Origin of the sequence: Klebsiella sp. RCJ4 (assembly GCF_009025755.1) — a bacterium.
Taxonomy (GTDB): domain Bacteria; phylum Pseudomonadota; class Gammaproteobacteria; order Enterobacterales; family Enterobacteriaceae; genus Klebsiella; species Klebsiella michiganensis.
On record NZ_WCIN01000027.1, the window covers coordinates 112784 to 125064 of the forward strand.

Here is a 12281-nt window from a genome sequence, read left to right on the forward strand (position 1 = left end):
TAAAATTGCATATCTTATTAATACTTGAAAAATAGTTACTCAGTAAACTTATAGGTAGTTAACTATATGTGAGGTGTGTGATGAAAAAAGTTTTAACGACGACGCTGCTGGCAGCAACGCTGGTCTCGGGTATGGCCTGCGCGGCCGATGCCGCGATTCCCTGGGCTGATAACAGCGGCGGGACCGAAAGCACCCATATTGCGGCGATGGGCCAGGATTTGAATATGCAGCATCAGCAGATAACAAAGACCAGCGAAGGGGTATGGGCGGCGAATTCCGGCAGCATCAGCTCTGATGAAGCGGCGTTGACCAGCACTAAACCGGCTTTTGCGGGTGACCCGTCTCTGATGCCCCATCAGGGCTAAATCAGCACACAGATATGGCCCGGCGGCGTTATCGCACGCCGGGCTTTTTTCTATTGATTGATGGCCTGCCAGGCTGAATCCGGCGAAAACTGCGAAATTGCGCGCGCTTTGCTCTGCGTCTCATCCCCTAAATTAGCCTGATAAACCTCATCATTCTGGTTGACCATAAAGCTCATGATGCCGGTTTTTCCCCATTCCACAGGCCACGCCAGCAGGGCGAAGCCCTGACCCTCGCCATCTTGAATGATGCGAAAACGGTAGCCGTGATAGCCTTCTCCGGGTTCGGCGGGGCTAAACGCGGGCCCAAGCGGGCTGGGCGCTTCGCCGGGAGCGGCAGGCCAGTAGAGGCCGTCTTTCTTGCCATCGCTGCTGATAATCCTCTGCGCCCAGGTGTGGTTTAGCCGATAAAAATCCTGCTGGGCATCAACGTAAGCGTGCATCGCCTGAATGGCTGACAGCTCATTGCGGCCAATCGCGCGAGTCAGGATCTCATCTTCAGCAGCGGCCATATCAAAACGCCAGCCGCTCTTATCCTTAATGATGGGGATCGGTAGCCGCCATGCTTCCTGTCCCACCTCCAGCCAGGCGCTATTCTGCTGCTGAACGATACGATGGCTGACTTTCCAGTCGCGCTGAAAGCGAGCGACGGCATCAGGGTCGATGCCCTCCGGCGGTAAAAATTGCTGCCAGCTATCGCCGAGCAGCCCGTTGAGGGCAGATTCATCATGCCTGCCGATTGCCTCAGCCAGCGCGCTTGCGGCCTGTTCCGGAGAGGAAAACTGCTGCTGAGCCAGCGCCATGGCGGGCGTCAGGGCCAGCGCCAGCAGCGTCATTTTTAATAATTTTTTCATCTGATTATCCTCAGCGGCGGCGCAGTTCACGGTGTTCGGAAAGATGTTCTCTGGCCGCGCTGCGCTGCTCGCTGCTTAAACCCGAGATATGGCGGCTCTGCAGGCCGCGCTCCTGCTGAGACTGCCAGGAGGGAGAGCGGATATCGTTACCGCTCAGGGCATTGGCGTGCAGATTATTCAGCTTCTGCTGACGTTGTTCGGGCGTTGCGGCCCGGAACTGTTCACGGCGCTGTTGCTGCTGCGCCGTCGGATGCTGAATTTGCGTTTTGACCGCTTCCCGATGCTGCTGTTGTACGGCGCTATTTTTTACCGCCGGCGTGGCGTCATAGCCGCGATAGTTATTGCGCTGGGTCACCTGATGGAGCTGCTGCGACGCGGCCTGGCGCTGGGCATCGCGGGAAGGCGCGTGATTAAGCGCGTTATCCGCAGGCCCGGTACGCTGCTGTAGCTGCGTCATGGCCGCCTGACGCTGCGCGTTGCGATCGGCGGGCTGATGTTGGGTCGCGCTAAGGCCGCCGGGAACATTGGTCTGATGGTAATGCTGCGCAATCGTATTGTTCGGATAGGGAATATTGCCGCGGTAGGCCGGATTATGCTGCCAGCTGGCGCGGTTTCCCGGCAGGTTCTGCCCGGTAATATGGTTGAAATTATTGACGTTGATGTTGATGTTATCGCCGTTGTGCGCGTAGCCGCCGTGATGATCATCATCGTGATGGTGATCGTCATCGTCATGGTGGTGATGATCGTCATCATCCCAGTCGATGCTGCTGAACAGAGCGTAGGTTGTGGCGACGCCGAGGCTATAGCCAAACCCCTTGACGAAGCTGTCGGTAAACTGCTCCCCCGGAGGCGGCGGCAGGTAGACCGGCGGATAGGCGGTGTCAGGCCAGGCGCCGTAAACAACTGAAGGGTTATAGGCCGGCACGTACACCACATTTGGATTGGTGGATTCGATTTTAATCACCTGCGCCGGGGCGGAGGATGTCACGGCGCTGCTGCTGCTGCGGGAAGCGGTGGCCGTGGACGTTGCCGAAGCCGGTGCCGCGGAGCGGGTGGCGGTGATGACTTTCTGCTGCGGCGTGGATTTTAACGTTCCGGTCTGCTGGGCGATGGCGCGTAAGCGCTGCACCGAATCCATGACGGCCTGCGGCTGGGCGAGAAAGGCGTTACCCAGGTTTTCCACCCACGGCGCATTTTCTCCCATTAACGCGAGCAGGGAAGGGAAGGCGACCAGCGATTTTACGCTGGGGTCCCAGGGCTGATTTGCCACCGCTTGCACCGCCGCGTCGCCCTTCATTGTGGGGTTATCCTGCGACCACTCTACCGCCTGGACAACGTTACTCGGGTAGGTCGAAGCCATCAGCACCTGCGACAGCAGATTGTCCGGATAGAGCGCGATTGGCGCGACCCACTGGTCTATCTGCGCGGGTGTATAGGTCGTGGTCACCGGCTGGACGGCGGCGGTTGCCTGCGCCGTCTGCGCAACGGCGGGGGGCTCGGGAACCGTTTGCGGCTCCCGGCTTTTGACGTAGAGCGTACCCGCGGCGGCTAATAGCCCGGCGCTACAGAGCAGCGCGAGCAGATGGGGTTTGAAAGGCAGTGTCATGAGAACTCCCGGCACAATAATTGGCCCGTTTTGACAGAGTATTGTCGAAAAGCGGGGGATTGCCTGAGTATAGAGAGCGCGTATTTGCGTTTTTGATTTTAGTTGGGATTTCGCTCAATTATGTGTAACAGAATTAATTTTATATACCGCTAAATTGACAGAAAACCTGCATTATTCTGCCCTTAACGATTCAGCTAATTTTTAATGTTGCTTTTTTGTAAACAGATTAACACCCCGCCAAAATCCTGCTATGCTGCCGACGCGGTATCGGGCATTTACCCTACAAACTGCTGTCTCACAGGAGCGTGAAGAGAATCGCCTACCGCATTTTACAATGAGAGCGAGGAGAACCGTCGTGCTAGAAGAATACCGTAAGCACGTAGCTGAGCGTGCCGCCGAGGGGATTGTACCGAAACCCTTAGATGCAACCCAAATGGCCGCGCTGGTAGAACTGCTGAAAAACCCGCCAGCGGGTGAAGAAGAATTCTTGTTAGACCTGTTAATTAACCGCGTACCGCCGGGCGTCGACGAAGCCGCCTATGTTAAAGCCGGATTCCTTGCCGCGATCGCCAAAGGCGAAGCGACTTCTCCACTGGTTACCCGTGAAAAAGCTGTCGAACTGCTGGGCACCATGCAGGGCGGTTACAACATCCATCCCCTGATTGACGCGCTGGACGACGCAAAACTGGCGCCGATCGCCGCGAAAGCGCTGTCCCACACCCTGCTGATGTTCGACAACTTCTACGATGTAGAAGAGAAAGCCAAGGCGGGCAATGCCTACGCCAAACAGGTTATGCAATCCTGGGCCGACGCTGAGTGGTTCCTGAGCCGTCCTCAGCTGGCTGACAAAATCACCGTGACCGTTTTTAAAGTCACCGGCGAAACCAACACCGATGATCTGTCTCCGGCCCCTGACGCCTGGTCCCGCCCGGACATTCCGCTGCACGCGCTGGCAATGCTGAAAAACGCCCGCGAAGGCATCGACCCGGATCAGCCCGGCGCCGTTGGCCCGATTAAACAAATTGAAGCACTGCAGCAAAAAGGTTTCCCGCTGGCGTACGTCGGCGATGTCGTGGGTACCGGCTCATCGCGTAAATCCGCCACCAACTCGGTGCTGTGGTTTATGGGCGACGATATTCCGAACGTGCCGAACAAGCGCGGCGGCGGTCTGGTTCTCGGCGGCAAAATTGCGCCTATCTTCTTTAATACCATGGAAGATGCCGGCGCGCTGCCGATTGAAGTGGACGTAAACAACCTGAACATGGGCGACGTGATCGACGTTTATCCGTTCAAAGGTGAAGTCCGTAACCACGAAACCGGCGAACTGCTGGCGACCTTCGAGCTGAAAACCGACGTGCTGATCGACGAAGTGCGCGCCGGCGGCCGTATCCCGCTAATCATCGGCCGTGGCCTGACCACCAAAGCGCGTGAAGCGCTGGGTCTGCCGCACAGCGATGTGTTCCGTCAGGCGAAAGACGTGGCGGAAAGCAGCCGCGGATACTCTCTGGCGCAGAAAATGGTGGGGCGCGCCTGCGGCGTGGCCGGGGTTCGTCCGGGCGCTTACTGCGAACCGAAGATGACCTCCGTAGGCTCTCAGGACACCACCGGCCCGATGACCCGTGATGAGCTGAAAGACCTGGCGTGCCTGGGCTTCTCTTCCGACCTCGTGATGCAGTCCTTCTGCCATACCGCCGCCTATCCGAAGCCGGTGGACGTCACCACGCACCACACGCTGCCGGACTTCATCATGAACCGCGGCGGCGTATCGCTGCGTCCGGGCGATGGCGTTATCCACTCCTGGCTGAACCGTATGCTGCTGCCTGATACCGTGGGTACCGGCGGTGATTCTCATACCCGTTTCCCGATCGGTATCTCCTTCCCGGCAGGCTCAGGCCTGGTGGCGTTTGCCGCCGCAACTGGCGTCATGCCGCTGGATATGCCGGAATCGGTACTGGTACGTTTTAAAGGCAAAATGCAGCCGGGCATCACCCTGCGCGATCTGGTACACGCCATCCCGCTGTATGCGATCAAACAGGGTCTGCTGACCGTGGAGAAGAAAGGTAAGAAAAACATCTTCTCCGGCCGCATTCTGGAAATTGAAGGTCTGCCGGATCTGAAAGTTGAGCAGGCGTTTGAGCTGACCGATGCCTCCGCCGAGCGTTCCGCTGCGGGCTGTACCATTAAGCTGAACAAAGAGCCGATCGTTGAGTATCTGACCTCCAACATCGTCCTGCTGAAGTGGATGATCGCCGAAGGTTACGGCGATCGCCGTACGCTGGAGCGTCGCGTTCAGGGCATGGAAAAATGGCTGGCGGATCCGCAGCTGCTGGAAGGCGACGCGGATGCGGAATATGCGGCGGTGATCGATATCGATCTGGCCGATATCAAAGAGCCCATCCTATGCGCGCCGAACGATCCGGACGATGCGCGTTTGCTGTCCGACGTGCAGGGCGAGAAGATCGATGAAGTGTTTATCGGTTCCTGCATGACCAACATCGGCCACTTCCGCGCGGCCGGTAAGCTGCTGGACAACCACAAAGGCCAGCTGCCGACTCGTCTGTGGGTGGCGCCGCCAACCCGTATGGACGCCGCGCAGCTGACTGAAGAGGGCTACTACAGCGTGTTTGGTAAGAGCGGTGCGCGTATTGAAATCCCTGGCTGTTCCCTGTGTATGGGTAACCAGGCGCGCGTTGCCGACGGTGCGACGGTGGTCTCTACCTCAACCCGTAACTTCCCGAACCGTTTAGGTACCGGCGCTAACGTCTTCCTGGCCTCTGCGGAGCTGGCGGCCGTGGCCGCGCTTATCGGTAAACTGCCGACGCCGGAAGAGTATCAGACCTATGTTGCTCAGGTGGATAAAACCGCAGCGGATACCTATCGTTATCTGAACTTCGACCAGCTCGGTCAGTACACCGAGAAGGCCGACGGGGTTATTTTCCAGACCGCGGTGTAATGCGCTAACTCAGCGCTGTACATAATCCCGCCAATGCCCGGTGAACTTTGCGTCACCGGGCATTTTTATTTCCCGTCCCTCCGTCCACCACGCTTTTTTTCTCTTCCACTGCTGCGATAATGACTGTATGGGTACAGTGCAGCGGTGACGCACTGCCCTTGCAGAGGAAAAGACTATGGATTACGAATTTCTGCGCGATATTACCGGAGTGGTAAAGGTGCGAATGTCGATGGATCATGAGGCGATCGGCCACTGGTTCAACGAAGAGGTTAAAGATAACCTTGCCCTGCTGGACGAAGTCGAGCAGGCCGCGCGCACCGTTAAAGGCAGTGAACGGTCCTGGCAACGCGTCGGCCATGAATACACGCTATGGCTGGACGGCGAAGAAGTGATGATCCGCGCTAACCAACTGGATTTTTCCGGCGATGAGATAGAAGAGGGGATGAGCTACTATGACGAAGAAAGCCTCTCGCTATGCGGCGTGGAAGACTTTCTTCAGGTCGTCAACGCCTATCGAAAATTTGTAGGTCAATCCTGAGCAACGTTAATCATTTCCACGGCCGGACAGTTATGTCCGGCTTTTTTTTAGCCTTAACGGCCTGGTTTGATTTTTATTAATCATTTTAAAACTGTGATCTGGCGCGTTTGTGAAGTTTATTTGATTGAATATAATCTTTGTGATTTTATTTAATCACAGCATAACAACAGGCGGGAAGACCATGAACATCAAAAAGGCTATAGAACGTGTACCTGGCGGCATGATGGTTGTGCCACTGGTGATCGGCGCCATTATCAATACCTTTGCCCCGCAAGCGCTTGAGATCGGCGGGTTCACCACCGCGCTGTTTAAAAACGGCGCAGCGCCGCTGATTGGCGCCTTCCTGCTCTGTATGGGGGCGGGAATTAGCGTCAAGGCAGCGCCACAGGCGCTGTTGCAGGGCGGTACGATTACGCTGACCAAACTCCTGGTCGCCATTGCGATTGGCCTCGGCGTGGAACAGCTCTTTGGTGCTGAAGGGATCTTCGGCTTAAGCGGCGTGGCGATCATCGCTGCGATGAGTAACTCGAATGGCGGGCTTTACGCCGCGCTGGTTGGCGAGTTTGGTAACGAGCGTGATGTGGGAGCGATCTCCATCCTGTCACTGAATGACGGGCCATTCTTTACGATGATCGCACTGGGCGCGGCGGGGATGGCCAACATTCCCATTATGGCGCTGGTCGCCGTGCTGGTGCCGCTGGTGGTGGGAATGATCCTGGGTAACCTCGATCCCAACATGCGCGACTTCCTGACCAAAGGCGGCCCGCTGTTGATCCCATTCTTCGCTTTTGCGCTGGGCGCAGGGATCAACCTTGAAATGCTGCTACAGGGCGGTCTGGCGGGCATTCTGCTCGGCGTGCTGACGACCTTCATCGGCGGTTTCTTTAACATTCGTGCCGACCGTCTGGTGGGCGGAACCGGGATTGCCGGCGCGGCGGCGTCCAGTACCGCCGGAAACGCCGTGGCGACGCCGCTGGCGATTGCCCAGGCCGATCCCTCTCTGGCAGAGGTTGCCGCCGCGGCCGCGCCGCTGATTGCCGCATCGGTGATCACCACCGCGATTCTGACGCCGGTCCTCACCTCATGGGTGGCTAAGAAGCAAGCGCGTCAGGTTGCAGAGGAGAAAAAAGCATGAAAATGATCGTTATCGCCGACGACTTTACGGGTTCTAACGATACCGGCGTGCAGCTGGCAAAGAAGGGGGCGCGCACGGAAGTGATGCTAACGCCAGATCAAAAACCTTCGCGTCGCGCTGATGTGCTGGTGATCAACACCGAAAGCCGCGCGATGCCTGCAGCTGAGGCCGGGAAAGCGGTAGCGCAGGCGTTAGCGCCGTGGTGCGATGGTGATGCGCGTCCGCTGGTTTACAAGAAAATCGACTCCACTTTCCGCGGTAACGTGGGGGCTGAAGTGACGGCGGCAATGCGTGCTGCAAACCGGAAGCTGGCCGTAATTGCGGCGGCTATCCCCGCAGCCGGGCGTACCACCCGCGACGGATTATGCCTGGTCAACGGTACGCCACTGCTGGAAACCGAATTCGCCAGCGATCCGAAAACGCCCATTATCTCCTCGCGTATTGCGACGTTGATCGCCCTGCAAAGCGATATCCCGGTTCATGAAGTGTCGCTCGAAGACGTTCGTCGGGGGCAATTGAGCGCCCTGTTGACGGCTTTTTCAGCCGAGGGTGAGTGCATGGTGGTGGTGGATGCCGTGGAAGATCGCGATCTGTTGCTGATTGCCCAGGCTATTTGTGAACAAAAAGAGATGCCGCTGTTGGTGGGCGCTGCCGGGCTGGCGAACGCGCTACCGGTCAGCACCTTCATGCAGGAAAAGCAGGAGCTACCGGTACTGGTGGTGGCCGGATCGATGAGCGAGGCCACGCGGCGGCAGGTTGAAAAAGCGCTCTGCCAGGCGCGCGCCAGGGTCGTGGATATTGATGCCTCGCGGCTGGCCTCGGCCCAGTACGAGCAGGAAATGGCCGCGGCGGTTGAACAGGCCTGTGCGCTGCTCGGTCGCCAGCAGCACACCATTTTACGTACCAGCCGGAGTGCGGACGATCGGCAGATGATCGACGGCCTGTGCGCTCAGGCTGGCGTAAGCCGCCAGCAGCTCGGTGAGATGCTTAGCGAACGCCTCGGGATGATTACGCTGCGCATTATCGAACAGGCTCGTATTGGCGGGCTCTTCCTGACCGGAGGAGATATCGCCACCGCGGTCGCCGCCGCGCTCGGGGCGGAAGGCTATCGCATTCAGAGTGAGGTGGCGCCCTGTATTCCCTGTGGGACGTTCGTTAACAGTGAAATCGACGATCTGCCGGTTATCACTAAAGCCGGCGGATTCGGTTCAGACAGCACCCTTTGTGATGCGCTTTATTTTATTGAGGAGATGTACAGTGGTAACTAAAACAATTGCGATTACGATGGGCGACCCGGCGGGCATCGGTCCGGAAATTATTGTCAAAGCGCTTTGTGAAGACGAGCTCAACGGCGCGCCGCTGGTGGTGGTCGGGTGTCTGAAAACCCTGAAACATCTGCAGGACAAAGGGCTGGCCGAAGGCGTCACCTTTCGCGCGATCGCCGAGGTCGCGGAGGCGCGATTTGCTCCTGGCGTGATTCATGTCATCGACGAGCCGCTGGCCCAGCCGGACGCGCTGGAGCCGGGTAAAGTGCAGGCCCAGGCGGGCGATCTGGCCTACCGCTGCGTGAAGCGGGCGACGGCGCTGGCGATGAAAGGCGACGTACACGCCATCGCGACCGCACCGCTGAATAAAGAAGCGCTTCATCTGGCCGGGCACAATTATCCTGGTCATACCGAGCTGCTGGCGACGCTGACTGAAAGCCGCGATTACGCCATGGTGCTCTACACCGACAAGCTGAAGGTCATTCATGTCTCGACCCACATTGCGTTGCGTAAGTTCCTCGATACGCTTAATGGCCAGCGCGTGGAGACGGTCATCGGCATCGCGGATCGCTTCCTGAAACGCGTCGGCTTCACCCAGCCGCGCATTGCCGTTGCCGGGGTCAATCCCCATGCGGGCGAAAACGGTCTGTTTGGCGATGAAGAAATACGCATTGTGTCGCCGGCCATTGAAAACATGAAAGCGAAGGGAATCGATGTTTACGGGCCCTGCCCGCCGGACACCGTGTTTCTACAGGCATACGAGGGGCAATATGACATGGTGGTGGCGATGTACCACGATCAGGGACATATTCCGCTCAAACTGCTTGGCTTCTACGATGGGGTGAATATCACCGCGGGTCTGCCGTTCATCCGCACTTCTGCCGATCACGGCACCGCGTTTGATATAGCCTGGACGGGAAAAGCAAAATCTGAGAGCATGGCCGTATCGATTAAACTGGCAATGCAACTGGCGTAATTTCCTGTTATGAAAGGACAACACCGTCTGGATAAGATTGTAGCGTATTTGAAAAATCATACGCTGGTGACCGTGGAACAGCTGGTGGATGCGGTAGAAGCATCGCCTGCAACGATACGACGCGATCTGATCAAACTGGATGAGCAGGGCGTGATCAGCCGCAGCCACGGCGGTGTTGCCCTGCGGCGCTTTGAGCCTTCTCAGCCTACCACCAATGAAAAGCAGCTACGATCGCCTGCGGAAAAGCGGGCGATTGCGCGTTTTGCCGCCTCGATGGTGCAGGCGGGCGACGCGGTGGTACTCGACGCCGGCACCACCATGCTGGAGCTGGCAAAATGCCTGACCCATCTTCCGCTCAGGGTGATCACAGTCGATCTGCATATCGCTCTGTTTTTATCCGAGTTCCGGCAGATAGAAGTGACCATCGTCGGTGGCCGCATTGATGACAGCAGCCAGTCCTGTATAGGCGAGTTTGGTCGTAAGATGTTACGTAGCGTCTATCCCGATATCGCTTTTATGAGCTGTAACAGCTGGAGCGTGGAAAAGGGCGTGACGACGCCGACGGAAGAAAAGGCGGGGCTGAAGCAGGAGATCATTGCCAACGCCCAGCGTAAGATCTTACTGGCCGACAGCAGCAAATATGGCGCCCACTCGCTGTTCAACGTCGCTCCGCTGGGCCGCTTCACTGACATTATTACCGATGTGAGTCTGCCTCTTCCCGTTCAGGCTGAGCTGAAAGCGCAGTCCGTTGCCCTTACGCTGGTACAGCCTGAACGTTAAGGATACCGCCAGCCGATACGGTGTTACACGCTCGGTATATTACGTCCGTAGTAGATTTCGCGCATCTCTTTCCAGAGCAGGTCGGTAATCACCTTACGCTCCTCTTCGCTCAAATCTTCCGGCTTCGTGTGGAACATATAGTGCTTAAGGTCGAACTCCTTAAGCAACATCTTGGTATGGAAAATATTTTCCTGATAAACGTTCACGTCCACCATGTCATACAAAGACTTAATATCTTCGGACATGAAGTTCTGAATGGAGTTAATTTCATGATCGATGAAGTGCTTCATGCCGTTCACATCGCGGGTAAAACCGCGAACGCGATAATCAATCGTGACGATATCGGATTCTAGCTGGTGAATCAGATAGTTCAGGGCCTTCAGCGGTGAAATGACCCCGCAGGTTGAGACTTCAATATCGGCGCGGAAGGTGCACAGTCCGCCCTCAGGATGGCTTTCCGGATAGGTGTGAACGCAGATATGGCTTTTATCGAGATGCGCCACCACGGTTTCCGGTAGCGGACCCGGGTGTTCTGTCTGATCGATAAGCTGCGGATCGACTGGCTCTTCGCTGACCAGGATCGTCACGCTGGCGCCCTGCGGTTCATAATCCTGGCGGGCAATGTTAAGAATATTGGCGCCGATAATCGAACAGGTCTCTGACAAAATTTCCGTCAGGCGGTTGGCGTTGTAGAGTTCGTCAATATAGGCGATGTAGCCATCGCGCTCCTCTGCCGTTTTTGCGTAGCAGATATCGTAAATGCAAAAACTCAGGCTTTTGGTCAGATTGTTAAAGCCGTGCAGCTTCAATTTTTTCAATTTAGATCACCTCCTTACTTAACGGTGGATAGCGCATCCAGTAAATACTGCGGCAAAGCAAATGCCCCCGCGTGAATGGCCGGATTGTAATAACGGCACTTCAGGTTCGACTTGTGAAAACGGGCCTGGATGATTTCACTGGAAAGATGGCGCAGCGCTTCGTTGTCCGTGGCCCATGCGAAGGTCATGATGCCGCCGTAGTAGGTGGGAATCGCCGCCTGATAGAAGCTTACGTCGCTAAAGTAATGGCTGAGCTTGCGATGGCTATCGACGGCCTCATCCTGTTGCAGGAAGCTGACGCCGTTCTGAGCGACAAAGATCCCGCCTGGGTTGAGGCAGCGCTTGCAGCCTTCATAGAAGGCGGAAGTAAACAGGCTCTCGCCGGGACCGATAGGATCGGTGCAGTCGGAGATAATGACGTCAAACATTTGCGCCGTCTGGTTAACAAAATTGACGCCATCGTCAATCACCAGGGTAAAGCGCGGGTCGTCGTACGCACCCGCATTATGGTTGGGGAGGTACTGGCGACAGAATGAAACCACGCCAGCGTCAATTTCTACCATGGTGATGGTTTCGACGCTGCGGTGACGGGAGACTTCGCGCAGCATGGCGCCATCGCCGCCGCCGATAATTAACACATGTTTCGCCTGGCCGTGGGCCATCAGAGGAACATGGGTCATCATTTCATGGTAGATAAACTCATCACGTTCGGTGGTTTGTACCACGCCGTCCAGCGCCATCACGCGGCCAAAGGCTGCGTTTTCGAAAATGATTAAATCCTGATGATCGGTTTTCTCATGATACAGAACGTTATCAACGCTGAAATACTGACCAAAATGGTCGTGCAGCGTTTCATGCCACAGATTGCTATCGGCCACGGGCAGATCCTCCTTTGTTAACACCTGTTACACCCATTAAAAATGAGCGCAACATCATAGCCAACTATAGAAGATGATGCACGGTGGATATTTCAGCAAATGAAGCGTGGAGCATT

11 protein-coding genes are annotated in these 12281 nt (G+C 56.6%); 7 read left to right on the forward strand and 4 right to left on the reverse strand.

Features of this window, described 5'->3' with window-relative positions:
• The first annotated feature begins 80 nt into the window (after positions 1 to 80).
• On the forward strand, positions 81 to 365 hold the full coding sequence (locus F8562_RS09020) for a hypothetical protein (protein WP_014227938.1): 285 nt from the start codon (positions 81 to 83) through the stop codon (positions 363 to 365).
• 50 nt (positions 366 to 415) lie between these two features.
• Here F8562_RS09020 and F8562_RS09025 read toward each other — a convergent pair whose 3' ends face one another.
• Positions 416 to 1216, reverse strand: coding sequence for a DUF2950 family protein (locus tag F8562_RS09025; RefSeq protein ID WP_014227939.1), 801 nt, complete (start codon positions 1214 to 1216; stop codon positions 416 to 418).
• Positions 1217 to 1226: 10 nt separating this feature from the next.
• Entirely contained in the window at positions 1227 to 2822 is a 1596-nt protein-coding gene (locus tag F8562_RS09030) for a DUF3300 domain-containing protein (protein WP_014837411.1), read from the reverse strand.
• A 355-nt stretch (positions 2823 to 3177) separates the two neighbouring features.
• On the opposite strand from F8562_RS09030, the gene acnB reads away from it, so the two are divergent.
• The 6 genes from acnB to F8562_RS09060 all read left to right on the forward strand — a co-directional run bounded on the left by acnB (position 3178) and on the right by F8562_RS09060 (position 10469).
• A complete protein-coding gene (acnB, locus tag F8562_RS09035; RefSeq protein WP_025106504.1) occupies positions 3178 to 5775 on the forward strand; it encodes a bifunctional aconitate hydratase 2/2-methylisocitrate dehydratase in 2598 nt (865 codons plus the stop codon).
• 175 nt (positions 5776 to 5950) lie between these two features.
• Entirely contained in the window at positions 5951 to 6313 is a 363-nt protein-coding gene (gene yacL, locus F8562_RS09040) for a protein YacL (protein WP_004098646.1), read from the forward strand.
• A gap of 181 nt (positions 6314 to 6494) precedes the next feature.
• Positions 6495 to 7448, forward strand: coding sequence for a 2-keto-3-deoxygluconate permease 1 (locus F8562_RS09045; protein ID WP_014227941.1), 954 nt, complete (start codon positions 6495 to 6497; stop codon positions 7446 to 7448).
• Positions 7445 to 8716, forward strand: a complete 1272-nt coding sequence (gene dtnK, locus F8562_RS09050; RefSeq protein ID WP_014227942.1) for a D-threonate kinase — start codon at positions 7445 to 7447, stop codon at positions 8714 to 8716. The genes F8562_RS09045 and dtnK overlap by 4 nt, the downstream gene beginning before the upstream one ends.
• Positions 8706 to 9689: a D-threonate 4-phosphate dehydrogenase gene (locus tag F8562_RS09055; RefSeq protein WP_014837413.1), complete on the forward strand. Its 984-nt coding sequence runs from the start codon at positions 8706 to 8708 to the stop codon at positions 9687 to 9689. Before dtnK ends, F8562_RS09055 begins: the two co-directional genes overlap by 11 nt.
• A 9-nt stretch (positions 9690 to 9698) precedes the next feature.
• Positions 9699 to 10469: a DeoR/GlpR family DNA-binding transcription regulator gene (locus F8562_RS09060; RefSeq protein ID WP_014227944.1), complete on the forward strand. Its 771-nt coding sequence runs from the start codon at positions 9699 to 9701 to the stop codon at positions 10467 to 10469.
• Positions 10470 to 10492: 23 nt separating this feature from the next.
• Here the strand turns inward: F8562_RS09060 and speD are convergent, their stop codons facing one another.
• Positions 10493 to 11287, reverse strand: a complete 795-nt coding sequence (gene speD, locus F8562_RS09065; protein ID WP_004098656.1) for an adenosylmethionine decarboxylase — start codon at positions 11285 to 11287, stop codon at positions 10493 to 10495.
• Positions 11288 to 11301: 14 nt separating this feature from the next.
• A complete protein-coding gene (speE, locus tag F8562_RS09070) occupies positions 11302 to 12165 on the reverse strand; it encodes a polyamine aminopropyltransferase (RefSeq protein ID WP_014837414.1) in 864 nt (287 codons plus the stop codon).
• Positions 12166 to 12281 lie beyond the last annotated feature (116 nt).

Bases quoted from the DNA above. Each gene is read 5' to 3' on its own strand.
- F8562_RS09020 (WP_014227938.1), top strand. From the start codon at position 81: ATGAAAAAAGTTTTAACGACGACGCTGCTGGCAGCAACGCTGGTCTCG.
- dtnK (WP_014227942.1), top strand. From the start codon at position 7,445: ATGAAAATGATCGTTATCGCCGACGACTTTACGGGTTCTAACGATACC.
- F8562_RS09060 (WP_014227944.1), top strand. From the start codon at position 9,699: ATGAAAGGACAACACCGTCTGGATAAGATTGTAGCGTATTTGAAAAAT.
- F8562_RS09030 (WP_014837411.1), bottom strand. From the start codon at position 2,822: ATGACACTGCCTTTCAAACCCCATCTGCTCGCGCTGCTCTGTAGCGCC.
- F8562_RS09025 (WP_014227939.1), bottom strand. From the start codon at position 1,216: ATGAAAAAATTATTAAAAATGACGCTGCTGGCGCTGGCCCTGACGCCC.
- yacL (WP_004098646.1), top strand. From the start codon at position 5,951: ATGGATTACGAATTTCTGCGCGATATTACCGGAGTGGTAAAGGTGCGA.
- F8562_RS09045 (WP_014227941.1), top strand. From the start codon at position 6,495: ATGAACATCAAAAAGGCTATAGAACGTGTACCTGGCGGCATGATGGTT.